The organism is Patescibacteria group bacterium (assembly GCA_028715115.1).
Lineage (GTDB): Bacteria > Patescibacteriota > Patescibacteriia > UBA2591 > UBA4787 > JAQUSN01.
On sequence record JAQUSN010000002.1, the window covers coordinates 176,498 to 194,662 of the forward strand.

The 18,165-nt window shown below is 38.4% G+C and carries 19 protein-coding genes; 13 read left to right on the forward strand and 6 right to left on the reverse strand.

Translation table 11 applies throughout. The features are described 5' to 3' along the window. Nucleotides 1-38: 38 nt before the first annotated feature. Together PHV78_03455 and PHV78_03460 are read left to right on the forward strand one after the other, a co-directional pair. Nucleotides 39-659, forward strand: a complete 621-nt coding sequence (locus PHV78_03455) for a hypothetical protein (protein MDD5396280.1) — start codon at nucleotides 39-41, stop codon at nucleotides 657-659. Nucleotide 660: 1 nt separating this feature from the next. Further along, entirely contained in the window at nucleotides 661-1,299 is a 639-nt protein-coding gene (locus tag PHV78_03460; protein MDD5396281.1) for a DUF1648 domain-containing protein, read from the forward strand. A gap of 111 nt (nucleotides 1,300-1,410) precedes the next feature. On the opposite strand, the gene PHV78_03465 is transcribed toward PHV78_03460, so the two are convergent. Next, a complete protein-coding gene (locus PHV78_03465; GenBank protein MDD5396282.1) occupies nucleotides 1,411-1,620 on the reverse strand; it encodes a hypothetical protein in 210 nt (69 codons plus the stop codon). Nucleotides 1,621-1,722: 102 nt separating this feature from the next. Here PHV78_03465 and PHV78_03470 point away from each other — a divergent pair, with 102 nt between their 5' ends. The 6 genes from PHV78_03470 (at nucleotide 1,723) to PHV78_03495 (ending at nucleotide 6,483) form a co-directional block, all read left to right on the forward strand. Beyond that, nucleotides 1,723-2,100, forward strand: coding sequence for a hypothetical protein (locus PHV78_03470; GenBank protein ID MDD5396283.1), 378 nt, complete (start codon nucleotides 1,723-1,725; stop codon nucleotides 2,098-2,100). 559 nt (nucleotides 2,101-2,659) lie between these two features. Beyond that, nucleotides 2,660-3,127: a tryptophan-rich sensory protein gene (locus PHV78_03475; protein MDD5396284.1), complete on the forward strand. Its 468-nt coding sequence runs from the start codon at nucleotides 2,660-2,662 to the stop codon at nucleotides 3,125-3,127. A gap of 516 nt (nucleotides 3,128-3,643) precedes the next feature. Continuing rightward, nucleotides 3,644-4,075 carry a hypothetical protein gene (locus PHV78_03480; GenBank protein ID MDD5396285.1) on the forward strand — a complete coding sequence of 144 codons (432 nt, stop codon included), beginning with the start codon at nucleotides 3,644-3,646 and terminating at the stop codon, nucleotides 4,073-4,075. Between the two features lie 116 nt (nucleotides 4,076-4,191). Beyond that, complete coding sequence (locus tag PHV78_03485) at nucleotides 4,192-4,824, forward strand: NUDIX domain-containing protein (GenBank protein MDD5396286.1); 633 nt, start codon at nucleotides 4,192-4,194, stop codon at nucleotides 4,822-4,824. A gap of 23 nt (nucleotides 4,825-4,847) precedes the next feature. Continuing rightward, on the forward strand, nucleotides 4,848-5,045 hold the full coding sequence (locus tag PHV78_03490; GenBank protein ID MDD5396287.1) for a hypothetical protein: 198 nt from the start codon (nucleotides 4,848-4,850) through the stop codon (nucleotides 5,043-5,045). Nucleotides 5,046-5,127: 82 nt separating this feature from the next. Then, a complete protein-coding gene (locus PHV78_03495) occupies nucleotides 5,128-6,483 on the forward strand; it encodes an MBL fold metallo-hydrolase (protein ID MDD5396288.1) in 1,356 nt (451 codons plus the stop codon). Between the two features lie 784 nt (nucleotides 6,484-7,267). Here PHV78_03495 and PHV78_03500 read toward each other — a convergent pair. The 5 genes from PHV78_03500 to thpR form a co-directional block, all read right to left on the reverse strand. Continuing rightward, the gene (locus PHV78_03500; protein ID MDD5396289.1) at nucleotides 7,268-7,498 is read right to left on the reverse strand and encodes a hypothetical protein; all 231 of its coding nucleotides are present in this window, start codon (nucleotides 7,496-7,498) and stop codon (nucleotides 7,268-7,270) included. 13 nt (nucleotides 7,499-7,511) lie between these two features. Beyond that, nucleotides 7,512-8,735 carry a peptidoglycan DD-metalloendopeptidase family protein gene (locus PHV78_03505; protein MDD5396290.1) on the reverse strand — a complete coding sequence of 408 codons (1,224 nt, stop codon included), beginning with the start codon at nucleotides 8,733-8,735 and terminating at the stop codon, nucleotides 7,512-7,514. A gap of 26 nt (nucleotides 8,736-8,761) precedes the next feature. After that, nucleotides 8,762-10,279 (reverse strand): glutamate--tRNA ligase, encoded by a 1,518-nt coding sequence (gene gltX / locus PHV78_03510; GenBank protein ID MDD5396291.1) that lies wholly within the window; start codon nucleotides 10,277-10,279, stop codon nucleotides 8,762-8,764. A gap of 63 nt (nucleotides 10,280-10,342) precedes the next feature. Beyond that, nucleotides 10,343-11,209 carry a glycosyltransferase gene (locus tag PHV78_03515; GenBank protein MDD5396292.1) on the reverse strand — a complete coding sequence of 289 codons (867 nt, stop codon included), beginning with the start codon at nucleotides 11,207-11,209 and terminating at the stop codon, nucleotides 10,343-10,345. Between the two features lie 63 nt (nucleotides 11,210-11,272). Next, nucleotides 11,273-11,842, reverse strand: a complete 570-nt coding sequence (gene thpR, locus PHV78_03520) for an RNA 2',3'-cyclic phosphodiesterase (GenBank protein MDD5396293.1) — start codon at nucleotides 11,840-11,842, stop codon at nucleotides 11,273-11,275. A gap of 85 nt (nucleotides 11,843-11,927) precedes the next feature. On the opposite strand from thpR, the gene amrS reads away from it, so the two are divergent. From amrS to amrB, 5 genes are all read left to right on the forward strand, one after another. After that, complete coding sequence (amrS, locus tag PHV78_03525) at nucleotides 11,928-12,935, forward strand: AmmeMemoRadiSam system radical SAM enzyme (GenBank protein ID MDD5396294.1); 1,008 nt, start codon at nucleotides 11,928-11,930, stop codon at nucleotides 12,933-12,935. Between the two features lie 95 nt (nucleotides 12,936-13,030). Then, nucleotides 13,031-13,327: a GIY-YIG nuclease family protein gene (locus PHV78_03530; protein ID MDD5396295.1), complete on the forward strand. Its 297-nt coding sequence runs from the start codon at nucleotides 13,031-13,033 to the stop codon at nucleotides 13,325-13,327. 20 nt (nucleotides 13,328-13,347) lie between these two features. Next, complete coding sequence (clpB, locus tag PHV78_03535; GenBank protein ID MDD5396296.1) at nucleotides 13,348-15,957, forward strand: ATP-dependent chaperone ClpB; 2,610 nt, start codon at nucleotides 13,348-13,350, stop codon at nucleotides 15,955-15,957. Continuing rightward, nucleotides 15,954-17,324, forward strand: coding sequence for a hypothetical protein (locus tag PHV78_03540; protein MDD5396297.1), 1,371 nt, complete (start codon nucleotides 15,954-15,956; stop codon nucleotides 17,322-17,324). The genes clpB and PHV78_03540 overlap by 4 nt, the downstream gene beginning before the upstream one ends. Nucleotides 17,325-17,333: 9 nt before the next feature. Continuing rightward, entirely contained in the window at nucleotides 17,334-18,119 is a 786-nt protein-coding gene (gene amrB, locus PHV78_03545) for an AmmeMemoRadiSam system protein B (GenBank protein ID MDD5396298.1), read from the forward strand. The last annotated feature ends 46 nt before the right edge of the window (nucleotides 18,120-18,165 follow it).

Genomic DNA, 18,165 nt, shown 5'->3' on the forward strand with positions numbered 1-18,165 from the left:
CATAAAATATCAATATTTTTAAGTTAAAATAGGGGAGTATGAAAAGGTCAAGCGTCATCTTCATAATCGCTGCTTTATTAATATTAGTCGCGTCATTTGCCTTGTTGTTTTGGAATTCAAAGAGCACTATAGTCCAATGCACCATGGAAGCAAAATTATGCCCGGATGGTTCTTATGTTGGACGAATCGGGCCGAATTGCGAATTCGAACCGTGTCCTGATGAAAACAACCCCGATGATTTATGGAAGACGACCACGGATAGTGCTACGGGTATAACTTTTAAATATCCGGAAGCTTTATTGACTCAGTATATAGGTGTAGTAGATTGGCCGCCGAAAATCCAAGTAGTAAATGAATCATTTTCTTGCACCGAAGCCGGTAATGAAATTATGTCAGGCGGTTTAACACAAAAAAGAATAGTTGATAACCGTACTTATTGCGTGACCAAAGAAAGCGGAGCTGCAGCTGGCACGACCTATACTAATTATGCTTATGCATTTGCGCATAATAAGCAAACCATAATTTTAACTTTTAGTTTACGCGCCCCCAATTGCGATAATTACGAAGATCCGCAAAAAACCGCCTGCAAAAACGAGCAACAAGCTTTTGATTTAGATAGTTTAATCGATCGCATCGCTTTAAGCATGGAATTTAAATAATATGAAAACAAAACTCAGTAATTTAATTTTTATCATCATTATTCTCGCTTCTATTGTGGTGGGCGTGTGGGCATATTCGCGACTGCCGAGCGTTATTGCCACGCACTGGAACGCGGCCGGCCAGGTAGATGGTTATATGAGTAAGTTTTGGGGAATATTTTTAACCCCGATAATAATGATATTCATGTTTATTTTGTATTTAGTTATTCCCAAAATAGATCCGTTAAAAACCAATATCGCGTCATTCGGAAAATATTATAATTTATTTTGGATTTTATTCGAAGTATTTCTACTTTATATTTATGTTTTGCAATTAGGTTGGAATTTTGGTTGGCAGTTTAATTTTTCCGTCATGATTATTCCCGCCTTTGCTTTTCTCTGGTATTTTTTGGGCGCGTTTTTACCCAAAGCAAAACGCAATTGGTTTTTCGGCATTCGCAATCCCTGGACGCTTTCGAGCGACGTAGTTTGGGAAAAGACCCATCGTTTGGCCGGAGCGTTTTTTAAGGCTGCAGCTCTAATCTCACTTATCGGATTTTTCTTTCCAAGCAGTTCGATTTTTTTCGTGATAATACCGGTTTTAGCATTTGCCATCGCCACATTTATTTATTCATATGTGCAATTTAAAAAATTAAAATAAGAACGATATACTTATATAAGAAGCAAAAACGAACCGAATTGGTTCGTTTTTATATAAGCAAACCCCCCGACCAAACGTCGAGGGGGTGCACGTAAGTGCATTGAACCTCCTTTAGCTCTGAAATGTTATCTTGCGCCAGGTTATCCTGACGAGCGTGACCGGTATCAGAACGGCTATCGTGGCATAGAACCGGAGTCGTTTGAGCGCCTTGTCCATCCATTCGGCAATTACCACCATCAGCCAGATGATGAGCTTGCCCAGTTCAGCAGACTCAGCGCTCGACGGTCCGTAGGGATCGGTGGGCGAGAAGTCGTTGTTCATAATAACTCCTATATAATAAATATAGCATATTTTTTACACTTAGTCAATATTGACAAAAACTAAAAATATGCTATATTAAAAATAACCTTAAAGGAGGTTCGTATGTTCGAACGTGCAGATTCCGGAAGCGGTCATCGTTTCCCCGAACCGCCCGAGCCGGCAGAAAACTTCCGCTGGTTCATGGAAGCCAGCCATGCCCACCGCGTCCTACCGATCCGCGTAGTCGGTGGCCCCCTGAAGTCCCTTAACGGTGACGGGCTCTTGAGCCTTGAGTTCGCTCTGGCCCGCAGAAGCGGCCGCCGGAATGAGCCCATGGTCGCCGAGATCCACGTCCTCAGTCACGAGCAGGTTACCGACAGCATGATGTCGGTAATCGGTCCGGTAGTCGCCGTTGACGGTTTGCGAACCGAGTCGCACCGGTCGGCGACAATCACCTTCGATCACATCAAGCAGACGGGAACGTTGCGGTTTCTGCAGTAGAGTTCCCGAGCACCCGAGCGCCGAGGTCCTCTCGGCGCTCTTCTTTTTATATATTTTAAAACAAAAAGAGAAGGCGAGCCGCAAAGAACTGCGGCTCGCCATGTAACGGGAGGGCGGACCTGCCCACAAACGGTCGACTTGACTTTGCTCCCCTTGCCCAAGTCAGTGGTCGACTGTCCGCCTCCTGGCGTACCCCGTGAAGTACATCGATTCAGTCAATCCTGGCACATATTTCCGTCACAGGACTCGCAGTAGAGTGACAGAAAAGCGCGGGTCCTTCGTTCACCACGCCCCAAAGGAGGTTATACGATATAGGGACAGGATTTAACCGATGTACGGAAGGAAACCCATTTAAGGGAAAAGGGACGCCAATAACACCTCCGATTGTGATATAATAGCAGAAAGGTAAAATTTTGTCAAGTCCCAAAGTGGCATTATAAGGTGGTTTTATTAACATTTAGTCAGAGCTAAACTTGATGATTTGCACATTAATGCTTCCAATTATTTAGTAAAATGGTATTATATATATTATTAGTTTAATCATTAAAAACATATAATTATGAAAAAGGGCCAGGTCGTTATCTTTTTATTAACAATTATTGTCGCGCTAACCGGCAGTGTTATTACAGATTTAGGTATGAACTGGTACGGAATGATTAATTTGCCCAATTTTACGCCGCCAGGGGCTATGATTGGTCTTGTTTGGACGCTTATATTTATTTTAGCAATGGTTTCGGCGATGATTATCTGGAGAAGAAAAGAATTTAGCAGAATTTATCGCCAACAAATAATGATTTTATTCGGCGTGAATGCATTTTTGAATATTTTTTGGAGTTTTTTATTTTTCTCTGCGCATAGTTTATATTTTTCTATTTGGGAAGCGGGGCTATTGGGTTTATCAGTATTGGCTCTAATTATATCTATTTGGCCAAAATCCAAGACAGCCGCCAGCTTATTAATTCCATATTTTCTTTGGGTTAGCTTTGCTACATATTTAACATATTCAGTTTGGTTATTAAATAAATAAAAAAGATTGAGAACAATCTTTGTAAATAAAGGGCGGGACTCCGGTTAGGGAGCCCCGCTTTTGAAAGCCGAACGGCCGCGATCAGGTTGTGGGCTTGGGGGCGGGGACCACGTGGGCCCAGAAGTTGCAGCCCAGAGGGTCGCCGATCATGAGTGCATCACCGCGCCCCGGCTTCTTCTCGGAGATCACGAGAAAGCCTGTTCCGTTGGGCGGAGGGGAGACCCACCTCTGGTTCGTCGGATCGAAGCCGACCATTGCCTCGGAATAGGCCGGGCTTATCTCGTGGGGTTGAGAGGGGATGACGGTGCCGTCAGCGGGGAAGACAACCGTTCCGCTTACCGGCGTAGTTGCGCCTTCGGTCACGAATACCTCCTTAGGGTAATGAATGTAGGGGACTTACTCGAACATTTATAATATACAACTTTTATACATTTTGTCAAGATTACAGGTGAATTTTATTAACTTGACTTTTGACTAAAATCGTTTATAATATAAAACAACAGGAGGAATTACCGAATGAAGTCATTGCTAACCGCAATCGTGATCGTGGTGGTAATAATCCTCCCGTCACGACTGGCGGCACAACCCGTTTCCCCGTGGTCCAAGGTCTGTCTGGAGAGCTCGTCCGACGAATGGAGCAGGTGCGAAAGATACACGCGCCTGATTGATTCGTCAGGATCATGGATTGTCATCAAGAGGACGCTTTCTCGCGATGGGATACTGGTTCTCGACGTTTCCTACCAGGCGAGTACCGACAGTATCAAGTGGGCATGTTATGATGTCTGTGATGATACGGTCAGCGGCACTGGTGACATTGAAGCGATCCTCGGCGACATCTACGACTACTGGCAGGATGGCGTCTTCGCAGACCTACCGATCGTGGTTCGTGGAGGGGTGTGGTCAATGATCGCCCCCTTCAAGCTATCGGAGGGCGAGCTTAGTGAGTAGTATCGGCCGGGCATGGCGCGAAAGCGTCATTCCCGGCCTTATATTTTAATCCCCAGTCGCGATTGACAAACTCGGTTTATGCTTCATAATTAAATATTAATTCGTGATTTCATTTAATGAATAATCCAGAGACCATGATCATGGCCATCAAAAAAGAAATTTTATTTAAAGATGGCTATTTTGAAGGATTTCGAGAGAAGAATATTCTCGATTATGAAGCCCAGATTTTAGCTAATTATAGTTATTATCAACGTACGGCCGTGGAGCATGATAAAAATCTGAAACAGCCGATTGGTTACGCGGTCATAATTAATCCAAAATTAAAAAAAGTTTTCGCTTATCAACGCGCGAATAAAGAAAAAGAATATAGCGAAAAAAGATTATGGGGCCGTTGGTCTTGGGGTGTTGGCGGACATGTCGAGAAAGATGATTTAGAAAAAGGCAACCCCATTAGAATTAGCACCCTAAGAGAAGTGGAGGAAGAAGCTGGATTAAACGCCAAAGAACAAGATTTAGATATTTTGGGCTATATTAATAACGATACTGACGATGTAGGCAGCGTTCATATTGGTATTTTGTATGTTTTAAAAACAGACTTGGAAGAGTTTAAATCAACCAACCAGGAAATTATCACGAGCGGAATGAAAACAATTGAAGAATTGGAAGAAATTATTAATTCACAGAATTATCAAGTTGAGGAATGGGCAAAAATATCTTGGCCGGTTATCAAAAATTATTTAAAAAATTAATTTGTAATGTAAATTTATAATATATGGCCTATAGTAAGTGTAAAAAATGCGGCATGCCGCTAAAAAATGAAGAAGGCGCCGAAGATAGTTGCGCTTGTAATCAAGATCTTTGTAAGTATTGTTGCGAGTGCAACTTCGGCTGCCAATGTGGCTGCAAGGAAGAAAGTGAAGGACGAAACGACACGAATGAAAGCGATGACTTTCAAAACAACGTAGAATAACCCGGAGGACCGGAGGAAAAGAAAAAAAATAACAAAAATACTAAAAATTTTAGTAAAGATTTTGTTTTTTACGAAAAATATTATGAAGATTAAATTTTGGGGCGGAGTAGGGGAGGTTACCGGTTCAAATCATCTTTTAGAAGATCAAAATAATAAAATTTTGATCGATTGCGGTATGTTTCAGGGCGCCGACCAGGCTTTCGAAAAAAATAGCGCCGATTTTTCATACGACCCTCATGAAATTGAGGGTGTTTTAATTACTCATGCCCATATCGACCATATCGGTCGTTTACCTAAGTTAGTTAGAGACGGTTTTGATAAAAACATCTATTCTACGGCGCCCACCAAGGATATGGCTTATCATCTTTTGCTGGATTCTTATGCGATTATGAGCAAAAACTTTGCCACCAAAAATATGGTTATTTATGATGAGGCCGACATTGCAAAAACGATGTCTTTATGGAAAGTTGTGCCATATCACCATAAATTTTCTATTAAAAATTTTGACATAGAATATATTGACGCCGGTCATATTTTAGGTTCAGCGTCGCTGAGAATAACTTCAGGCAATAATAAAATATTATTTTCCGGCGATTTGGGTAATGTACCTTCGCCAATAGTAAAAGATACGGAATATTTTACTGAATCAGCCGATTACGCATTGCTTGAATCGACCTATGGCGCTAGGATTCATGAATCAGCCTCCAATAGAAAACAATTATTGAAAGACCACATCATCGATGCTGTTCGTAAAAAATCTGTTTTATTAATTCCGGCTTTTGCCATGGAACGTACACAAGAATTATTATATGAAATTAACGATATGGTAGAAAAAAAAGAATTGCCCGCCGTGCCGATTTTTGTTGATAGTTCGTTATCTATTAAATTAACTAAAATCTACGATAAATATTCAAGTGATCCAAATTTTTTCGACCAAGAAGCCATAAAATTAATTAAAGCAGGCGACGATATTTTTAATTTTGCCGGTTTAACATATACTCCGACCGTTGAAGAATCGAAAAAAATAAATGATTTTCCGGCGCCCAAAGTCATTATTGCCAGTTCAGGTATGAGCGAAGGCGGTCGCATTATTCATCATGAAGTCAGATATTTACCTGATCCCAATGCCACGATTTTGTTTGTCGGATTTCAAGCGTATGGCTCCAAAGGCAGGCAGGTTTTAGATGGAGCCAAAAAAATACAAATTTTAGGCCAAGAGATAGATATTAAAGCGCAAGTTAAAAAGATTGGCGGATATTCTGCTCATGCTGATCAACCCTTGCTTTTAAAATGGGCAAAAGAATCTAAGAATGGCTTGAAGAAAATGTTTATTACCCATGGCGACTTGGATCAGGCTCAGATTTTAGCTAAAAAAGTCAACGACGAGACCGGCGTAGAAACAATTATTCCTGGATTTGGCCAGACCATCGAATTATAAATTATTTATAAGAAAGCCGCCCCGGTTAAGGGGCGGCAGTAAACATGGACGGGGATTGACCTCTGTGGCGGACCCGTGTCCGGGTTTGTCTGGGCCGAACGAGCGGGGAGATGGGGCAGGCGATCATCTTCTCTTGATAGTATCTTGAGCAAGTAGCGCAGCAGGACTTAAGACATTTGTTGGTCTTGGGGCATCCTTTTGCCAGGTTACATCCTTCGCAGCATGGATGTAGTTTGCCACCACAGCCAGCAGGGTTACTGTCCATAGGAGAGCCTCCATAGTTTGGCATATCTATAGCTTAATACTATTTTAGAGGTTTGTCAATTATTTATTTATATATTTATTTTACGACACTTGATAATTTAATTATCTTTTTTTGTTTATTTTAATAATCAGATTTTTAATAAAAGAGGCTTAAGTTTTATTAAAATCATTGTTAAAAAGGGGAAACATGGACTAAACCGATAAAATCGAGCATATCTGATAAATAACTGAACTTAGATACATATCCTTGATCTATTACCTATGTGCCCTACAATTTTAAAAAATTTTTATAATAAAGTTGAGATAGATATCAAGAATAGAGCAGTGAAAAACAAAAAATATTTTTTTAATAAAATAGATGGAGTATATATCATCTTTTAAGGTTAAAAAACAAACAAAATAGGCCTTTTATTAGAAGACCTATTTTGTTGAAGATCCTGACTTGGCTTCGTAAAAGGTATATTGTGCGACGCTGTATATCTAGAAAAACCTTATATCCCCTTTAATATATGGGGGGGGGTTATTTTATTTCGACTGATTGGTCGGTGGTGACTGCTTTGGCTTCTACGATTGACCAAATTTTGAAATATTGGGTCGTAAACCAGATGCCGAAAAGGAAAATCATAACAACCAGAATCGTGAGAATGATAACGGCTAAACTGGAGTCCATGGGTTTATGCCACCAGCCATAAGATGAACCGACAATGCTTGGATACTTAGTACTGCGATAGTCCCCGCTTCCAAAGGTCATGGTAATGTATTTATTAAATTAAATAGTTTAAAGGATTAGTCGGGATACCATTTGATCTTACCTCAAAATGTAAATGTGGTCCAGTGCAAAAGGGTCCAGCGCCAGGAGTGCCAGGAATGCCACCAGTACGGCCAATAGTAGATCCTCGTTGAACATATTGCCCTTCGCTTACATAAATCGCGCTGACGTGGCCATAGACGGTTGAAATGCCGTCTCGATGGACTAACATAATATAGCTATACCCCATTCCGGCGTTTACGGCCTTAGCAACATAACCGGAAGCCGGTGCGCGAATGGCTGTGCCATGTGCAACGCGTATATCGATAGCTGGATGTTGACCGATTGACCTGATAAAAGGATATTCTGGATCATGAAAACTTGTAGTAATGACATTTTGAGGAACCGGCCAAGATAAAACCAATGGTCCCCCACCCTCTTCGAGGTTATTAAGCATTTCTTGATTTTTTTGGTCGGCAATCTTTTTTCTAAGCAATTGTTCGGCGGTGGCCATGTCTCGTTCGGCTTTTTTTTGTTCACTAACGGCTTGCGCCAATAAGGCCTGGTATTTCCATTCAGCGCCTCGAGTTTGGGTTAATAAATTATTTTCCGCCTGGCGCTCTAGCGAAGATTGTTGTTTTTGTTGAACTAAATCCTGCTTGAGATTAGAAAGAGTTTGTTTTTTTTCTTGCAGAGCATTTTGTTGAGTCTCCAATCCGTCTTTAATCAGTTTCATTTTTTCCAGATTGTCTTGTAAGTTGCCCTGCAGATCTTCGAGATACTTTGCTTGATTTAAAAATTCAGAAATATTACCGTTTAATAAAAATATTTCCAAAGAATTTTTATTGTCATTCTGATTAATCATTTGCAACATAGTGATCAATTGCTCTTTTCGCACATCAATCTGATCATATTGATTATTGATTTGTAACTCTAAGCTTTGTATTGATAATTCTGTTTCGGTAATAGATTCTTGTTTTTCTTTAATAGCTGCATTAGTTTTGGCAATTTGATTATCTAAGATGCTGATTTGATTTTTTAAAGTCGTAGCCTGTTTTTGCACCTGATCGATTTTATCTTGATATACTTTTTGTTGTTCCTGCAATTGTTTTATCTTGGCATTTTGTTGCTCTATCTGTTTTTGGAGATCATCGACCGGCGAAGCATAAGCAAAATGATTTGTCGACAATAAAAAAAAGCCGCAACAAAATATAAATATAATGAAAAACGCTTTTTTCATTTTAAATAATAGTAAGAAATATAATTTTAACTCATTAAATTAAGCTTGTCGAGGGCCAAATCAATACGTCGGATAGCCTCAGAAAAACCAAGAACTTCGGCAATTTCTGCAGGCGGCGGCGATGATTTTTCGCCGGTCAAGGCGACCCTAAATGGCCAAAAAATATCACCCACTCCCCTATCTTTGCCAAGACAGTTTAATATATTTTGAACATTTTGCGCTTTAAAATTATTTGACGAAAGCTTATTTAAATTATTTTTAATTAATTCTAAATTGCTTTTCGTGGTGGCTACGTCACTTTTTTTCCAAATAAGTATTTGCGGATCATAATTTAATTCTTTAATAAAGAAAAATTTAGTTTTTTCAGGAATATCATTTAAGACTTTTAATCGTTCCTGCTCGAGCTTTATGATTTTTGATAACCACTTAATGTCTATTTTAATGCCAGAGCTTTTAATAAATATTTGCGATCCGTCTTGGCGAATAAAATCGGCATTAATAAGATATGGCAAACACAGCCTGGTCAGCTCCTCGGTGTTTTTTTTACGGATATAACAGCCGTTCATCCAATCAAGTTTTTCTAAATTAAAAATTGCGCCGGCCTTTTGCACCTTTTCAATAGAAAATTCTTTAATTAATTCTTTTAAAGAAAATATTTCTCTGTTATCGCCCGGATTCCAACCTAAGAGCGCCAAAAAATTTAAGAATGCTTCCGGCAGATAGCCTTTGGCTAAATAATCTTCTGCAGCTACGTCTCCTTGGCGTTTTGACAATTTCGAACGGTCGGGGTTTAACAGTAGCGGAACATGTCCGAAGCGCGGTAAGTCCCAACCAAAAGATTGATATATGAAAACATGTTTAGGCACGCTCGAGATCCACTCTTCGGCTCTTAGAACATGAGTGATGTTCATCAAATGATCGTCGATGACATTGGCTAAATGATAGGTCGGAAATCCATCTGATTTTATAATAACCGCGTCATCAACATCGCGATAATTAAATTCAATATCGTTGCGAATTAAATCTTTTATTTTCACTATCCCCTGCTCTGGTATTTTCAACCTTATAACATAAGGTTGCCCTGAGCGAAGTCGAAGAGCGACCTCTTCTTTATTTAATCTTCGGCAGCGTTCATCATACATCGGCGGAAGTTTTTTTGCCGTTTGTTTTTCGCGCATTTTATCCAACTCTTGCTCGGTACAAAAACAATAATAAGCGTTCCCCTCGTCTATTAATTTTTGCGCAAAATTTTTATAAATATCTAAACGCTGCGTTTGGAAGTACGGTCCTACTTTGCCCATTTCTTTTATTTGCTCCTTTTTATCAAGATATGGCCCTTCGTCCCAATCAAGCCCAAAATCTTGCAGGGTTTTTATTAAACTCTCAACTGCGCCAGAGACATATCGTTTTTGGTCGGTATCTTCAATACGCAGAAGCATTTTACCTTTATAGTGCCTGGCAAAAAGCCAATTAAAAAGAAAAGTGCGTAAGCTCCCGACGTGTAAATAACCGGTTGGAGATGGTGCAAAGCGGACTCGAACCATAATAAAATAAAAAATAATAAGCTAATTCAATATAATTTTATCACGAGCTAATTAAAAGGCAAATTATTTCGTGCTTTCTATTCTAGCCCATGGCTTATTAAAATCAGGACGAATAATTCTTTGTTCCCAAAAGATAATTAGCCATAAGTATAAGCGCGCTAAATACAATAAAATAGTCCACCAAAACTCTCGCAAGTTACTTGGATAAACGAATAAAAATTTAAATCCGCCAACCAGCTCGCCGTAAAAATTTCTTTCTTTATTAAGCGAACCTATCTTTTGTTTATAGCCGCCGGTAGATCGTTTTTTTTGCAATAACCAATCTTTGAAATTATTGGGATATTTTACGTAAACGAATGCCTGTGGTATATATTCGATGCGATATTGTTTTACTCGAATCATTTGCGTTATTAGCCCGTCTTCTGATAGGGCGTTTTCGGGAACCAGCTCGAATAAGTTTTTACGAAATGCATAATAATAGCCAGAACATGGAAAAATCATGTTTCTTATTCTTAGCCAATGGGCGGCTTCGGTTAAAAAATGCGCCCAATAGCCAAAGATATTGTTTCTAGAATTAATCGGCAGAGGATGTCCGGTAGCGGCGCCAACAGAAGCGTTATCAAAACATGAAACTAAAAAATTCAGTGTATTCTCTCCTATCCAAACATCGCCATCAGTTAAAACCAAAATATCACCACGCGCCGCCTGAACGGCCAAATTAAGCGCCGCCGGTTTACCGCGGTGTTCATCTTTTATATATCTTATTTGTTGGTAACGGTCTATGAAGTTTTTGGCCACTTGCTCGCTTTCGGCGTCTGGACCGACGATTAATATTTCGTAATCAAAGGTCGGCTTCTGATTTAAAACGCAATTAATAGCATTAGCAAGCGTATCTTTTTCTTTATAGGTTGTAATAATAATGGAAACCATAAATTATTATAGCGGCATCAAAACTTATAATTAGCGAAAAATTAGTAATTGGTAGGAAATTTATTAAAGCAAATTAAATTTTTCTATAACAGAATATTTTGCGCCCGCCCTGCTTAATTCGCTTTTCATCAAATCAATAGATTCAATGGTGAAGTTTATTTTATCTATTTTTAGATCAGGCAAATTGAACTCAAAGGGATAATTTAGGCGCGCCAAAGTCAAGTGCATTTGCCATGGTCGATCGTCTATTTCAACTCCAAGAGGAATAAGCAATGCGCCAAGCTCGCGGCGCAATTCATATAAAATATTTTTTGCCGAAATTTCTTGATTGCCAACAAAGATAACACGCGGTTTTTTTAAGTTGGGAAATCCACCCAAATCAGTCAAACATAATTTAGTTTTAGAATATTTGTTGACCGTTTTTTCCATGATTTCTTTGACTTTTTCCACGCCTGTTTCGTTCAAATAACCCAAAAAATGCAAAGTTAAGTGTATTCCGGTCTCGTTTACCCATTTTATGGGTAAATCTTTATTGTTTGACTTGAGTAAATCAATAATTTTAGCCAAATAATCTTTGACGTTTTGTGGCAAATTAATCGCGATAAAACAACGAGTTTTGTGCCCTAGATCCATATTTTACATATATTATAACTTATAATCCACGCCTAGGCAAGAAGTTAACATTATTTTATTGTTTTTATGTGGTATAATATTAGTTATGAAAGAAGCGTTATTATATAAAAAATTAAAAAATCAAATCGTTCAATGCCATGTTTGCAATCATTATTGCGTTTTAAAAAGCGGTGCGCGCGGTCATTGCGGAGTCAGACTGAATGCGAACGGGAAGTTATATAATTTGACATATGGTAAATTAATTGCCTTGAACATTGATCCGGTTGAGAAAAAGCCATTATTTCATTTTATGCCTGGAACGCAGGCGCTGTCTTTAGCGACTATTGGTTGTAATTTTCAATGTCAAAATTGCCAGAATGCCGATATTTCGCAAGCGACCAAGCAGGACCAAGAAATTACCGGCGAAGAATGGCCAGCGCAAAAAATAATTGAGATGGCACTCAAAAAAAATATCACCAGCATTGCTTATACATATACCGAGCCAACCATATTTTTAGAATATGCGCTGGAGATTATGAAGCTGGCTCACCAAAATAAATTAAAAAATATTTGGGTTTCAAATGGGTATTTTTCTAAAGAAACATTTGGCCTTATTCGTCCATATTTAGATGCCATTAATATTGATTTGAAATTTTTTAACGATAAAATCTATCAAGATGTGTGTGGAGCGCGCTTAGAGCCGATCTTGAAAAACCTAAAACAAGTTTATAAAAATAAAATTCATTTGGAAGTCGCGACCTTGTTAATTCCCGGTTATACTGACAAGGGACCGCAGTTAAGAAATATAGCCAAGTTCATTAAAAATAAACTAAGTAATAGCGTACCTTGGCATATTTCTCGCTTTTATCCGGCATATAAAATGATTAACATTGAACCAACCACCCCCAATACAATTGATACGGCATATGAAATTGGCAAATCAATCGGTTTAAAATACGTTTACGTCGGTAATGTGGTTAACGATGTTCGAGAAAACACGATTTGCCCTAATTGCGGTAAATCTAATATTGTTCGTAGTGGCCATCAAATCAAGCGCCTAGATAAATGCGGACATTGTTATAATTGCAATTATGATTTAAGTATTTTTAAGTAACTGTGGATAAATTAGCACTCTTGCTTGACGAGTGCTAACATAGTAGTATAATATATATTAGTTGCCAAATAGGCAACTTTAAGTTATCATAAAATATGCCCAGTAACAAAACTTCACCAGTGTTCTTCTATTCTTACGTGCTCTATAGCCCCAAAGACGACCATAACTATATAGGTTATACCAACAATTTAAAAAAACGACTTCAAGAACACTGGAAAGGAGAAAGTTTTGCTACCAAGGGCAGATTGCCATTAAAATTAATCTACTTTGAGGCATCACTTCACCAAGAAGATGCCAAACAAAGAGAAAAATATCTAAAAACCACGGATGGTCGAAGGTTTTTAGCTAAACGATTAAAACACTATCGTACCAATAATGTTTGGCATCTTTAGTGAAGTTGTTGTTACTGGGTATGAATAATTTTACTATTAAAGCACAAGAAGCATTGCAAGATGCGCATAATATCGCCATGGAGTATGATCAGCAGCAAGTTGATACTCCTCATTTAATGTTAGCCCTAATCAGACAAGATGAGGGCGTTGTTTTGGCTATTTTTAAAAAATTAGGGGTTGACGTAGAGCGTTTTAAACAAGAATTAGAAAAAATTATTGAATATTTGCCTAATGTTAAAATTGGCGGCCCGGCCAACATTGCCGAAGTTTATATTACTCCCCTACTCCAACGAAGTCTATTTTTGGCCAACAAAGAAGCGGCCCGCTTAAAAGATGAATATGTTTCTACCGAGCACTTACTTTTAGGATTACTGGGGGTTAATTCCGTAGTAAAAGAATTAGCCAAGAAATTTAAAATAGATCCCGAGCAAATTTTAAAGGTTTTAGTAAGCGTGCGAGGCACTGAACGCATCACTGAACCGGAGCCCGAAGTAAAATATCAAGTTTTAGAAAAATATACAAATAATTTAACTGAAGCGGCCAGACAAGAAAAAATAGATCCGATTATCGGGCGTGATGAAGAAATCCGCCGCTTGATTCAGGTCTTATCTCGTCGAACAAAAAATAACCCAGTGTTAATCGGCGAAGCCGGCGTTGGCAAAACGGCCATTGCCGAAGGACTGGCGCAGCGAATAGTAAGCGGAGACGTTCCCGAGTCGCTCAAGAATAAAGAATTGATATCATTAGATTTAGGAAGTTTAATCGCCGGCACTAAATTTCGCGGTGAATTTGAAAATCGCCTCAAAGCCGTATTAAAAGAAATAAAACGCGCTGGAAATTATATATTATTTATCGACGAATTACATACATTGGTTGGCGCCGGCGCAGCCGAGGGCGCTATTGATGCGTCGAATATGTTAAAACCGGTATTATCGCGAGGAGAGCTGCATTGTATCGGCGCAACTACGCTAAAAGAATACCAAAAATATATTGAAAAAGATCCGGCCCTAGAACGCCGCTTCCAACCGGTATTAGTTATTGAACCGTCTATTGAAGATTCAACCGCTATTTTAAGAGGAATTAAAGAAAAATATGAAGTTCATCACGGTGTTAGAATAACCGACGATGCGATTGTCGCAGCCGTTAAATTATCTTCCCGTTATATTACTGATAGATTTTTGCCAGATAAAGCCGTTGATTTAATGGACGAAGCGGCTTCATCCCTTCGAATGCAAATCGAAAGTGAACCAGAGGAAGTTGATAAATTAAAAAGAAAGATTAAACAATTAGAAATAGAAAAAACAGCCATTAAGGGCGACAAGAGCGCTAAAGATAAATTAACAAAAATTAACAAAGAATTGGCAAATTTAAAGGAAGAATATTCCAAATGGGAGATAAAATGGAAGACGGAAAAAGAAATTATTACGGCATTAAGAGAAATTAAACAAAAAATAGATGAACTAAAACAAGAAAAAGAAATTGCTGAACGTTATGGCGATCTACAAAAAGTTGCCGAGATAAAATATGGTCAAATCCCAGTTGCCGAAAAAGAAGCCATATCTCTCCACAAAAAACTAAATAATATCCAAAAAGAAAACAGAATTCTTAAAGAAGAAATAACCGCTGAAGACATTGCTAAGGTCGTAGCTCACTGGACCGGCATTCCGTTAACTAAAATGCTAGAAGAAGAAACCAGAAAGCTGGCTCGCCTGGAAGAAGAGATCCATAAAAGATTAATTGATCAGGAAGAAGCCGTTGTTTCTGTCGCCAATGCTATTCGTCGAAACCGCGCCGGCATTAGTGAAGAAAATAAACCGATTGGTTCGTTTATGTTCATCGGTCCGAGTGGCGTTGGTAAAACCGAATTAGCACGCGCTTTAGCTGAATTCATGTTCGACACAGAGCAGGCTTTGGTGCGACTTGATATGTCTGAATATATGGAAAAGCACACTGTTTCTAAAATGATTGGCTCTCCACCTGGCTATGTTGGTTATGACGAAGGTGGGCAATTAACCGAAATCATCCGCCGAAAACCGTATAGCGTAATTTTATTTGACGAAATAGAAAAGGCCCATCCTGACGTTTTTAATATTTTACTGCAAATATTAGACGATGGACGATTAACCGACGCTAAAGGTAGGGTTGTTAATTTTAAGAATGCGATAATTATCATGACCTCTAACCTAGGCTCTGAATTAATACAAGAACAAGCCAAGCGATCTGACTTCGGGTTTACGTCGGAAAAAGAAGACAATGGCTATAAAATAATCAAAGATAAAATATTTTTCAGGTTAAAAGAATATTTTCGCCCCGAATTTTTGAATAGAATCGATGAAATTATTGTTTTTAAGGCTTTAAACAAAGACGATATCAAAAAAATCGTCGACTTACAACTAAAACGTCTGGAGAAAAGGTTGACGGAAAAGAAAATAAAGTTAATAATTAATAATGACGTTAAAGACCGATTAGCCGAACAAGGATATGACCCTGTTTTTGGCGCTCGCCCGTTGAAAAGACTGATCCAAAGGGAAATTTTGGACAGATTAGCCATGGAAATCGTCAGTGGCAGAATAATTGACGGACAAAAAGTAAAAGTAACCTTAAAAAATAAAAAGATTACCCTAGAATGAATAGCCAATTAGGCAAAAAATCAATCGGCATTATCGCTTTATTGTTGTTTTTTGCAATTCCTAATTTTTCGTTTGCTCTGACTTTTGACCCTAATTATATTATTTCAGATCACGAATTAACGAATTGGCAAAGCGCGACCAAAGACGAAATAATAGGATTCTTAAAAGGAAAAGGCGGTGCCTTGTCAGCATATTATACTTCTGATTTAGATAATCAGGTTAAACATGCCGGAGAAATAATTTATAATGCCGCCACAAGATACCAAATTAATCCCTTAGTCATTGTAACGATTGTCCAAAAAGAGCAAACCCTTGTAACTCGCCAAGCCATAAAGAGCACGCAATATGATTGGGCTACCGGCTTTGCTTGTTATGACAACCGCAACCCAGTTAGCCGTTTTAGCGGTTTTACCATTCAGGTAGACAGAACCGCCTGGCGTTTAAGATATTTTTTGGAACATCCTTGGGAATTTACTTATCGAGCCGGACAAGTGTATAAAATTAGCGGCCGAAAAGTCAGACCGCAAAATTTGGCTACCGCCGCTTTATATAATTATACTCCATATATAAATGGTAATAAACTTTTTTGGCAAATTTGGCAATCATGGTTTGCCAAAAAGGGATCTTTACCTAACGGCAGTTTAGTCCGGGCTTATGGCGAAAAAGGAGTTTGGTTGATTCAAAATAATTTACGCCGCCCATTCTATTCTCGAGCAGTATTTTTGGCCAGTTATAGTTTTAGTAAAGTTAAAGAAATACCAAAAGAAGAATTAAATAGATATGAAGTTGGCGAACCGATGAGCTTTTCCAATTATTCTTTATTAAAGGCTTCTGGCGGCGAAGTATTTTTACTAGTAGACGGTTATCGACGGAAAATTGCCAGCGATGCGCTGCTTAAAGAGATAGGATTTTTACCCCAGGAAATTATTCCAGTTGAACAGACCGATCTATTGCAATATCCCGAAGGTAAAACAATTGCTACTCCCTACCCTTCAGGAGCAATATTGCAAGACAAGGGTACGAATTTGATTTACTATATTCAAGAAAATCTCAAATATCCTATTATTGACGAAGTTATTTTGTATAATAATTTTCCTTATGATCAGATTATAGATAGCAACACCGAAGAATTAGCTAATTTCATTACCACAGAACCCCTGAGACTGCGAGATGGCACATTGGTAAAAAACAGTTATAGTCCCGCAATATATGTAATTGCTCAAGGCAAAAAAATGCCTATCGCTAATATGGAAACGTTTGACGCTTTGGGGTATAATTTAAATAATGTTTTATATATTAACGACGCGGTGCTTAATCTTCATCCCGCCGGTGACATTTTGGACATTAAGAATATTAGTAGGTTATAATAAAATATTATGATTTCTTTTGCGGCAATTACTCCGCACCCGCCGATTATTATTCCCGACATTGGGAAAGATAATTTAAGTTTGGCTAAGAAAACAATTGAAGGCATGGAAAAACTCGCCAGGCGGCTTAAAAGGGCCAATCCGGATGTTATTATTGTTATTTCTCCTCACGGAACTATTTTTGCTGACGCATTTTCTATAAATTTATCGGAAAAATATAAGGCTGATTTTAAACAATTTGGCGACGTTAGCACCAAATTAAATTTTTCCGGAGATGTTGTTTTGACTCATAGAATTTTTGAAAAACTGGAGGCCAAAATGCCGGTAATGATGTTGAATAATCCCAAACTTGACCATGGCGCAGCGGTTCCGTTATATTATTTAACGCAACACATTAAAAATTCTTCTATCATTCCGATCGGCTACTCATTATTAAGCTATCAGGATCACCTCGATTTTGGACAAAAAATAAAGGAAGAAATATTTTTATCCGATAAAAAAATAGCTATCATCGCCTCCGGTGATTTGTCGCATCGCTTGACCTTTGACGCACCGGCTGGTTATAATCCAAACGGAAAAATATTCGATGATAAACTTATTTCGTTATTAAAAACTAAATCGTGGAAACAAATATTAGATTTAGATCAAGGATTAATCAATGACGCAGGAGAGTGTGGCTTAAGGTCGATTTTAATTTTACTGGGCATAATAAAAAATCTTAATTATAAACCGGAATTATTATCCTATGAAGGACCATTCGGCGTCGGTTATCTGGTTATGAATTTCAAACTTTAATCACATATTACACACATTAATTATACAAAAAATAGGTGCCATAAAC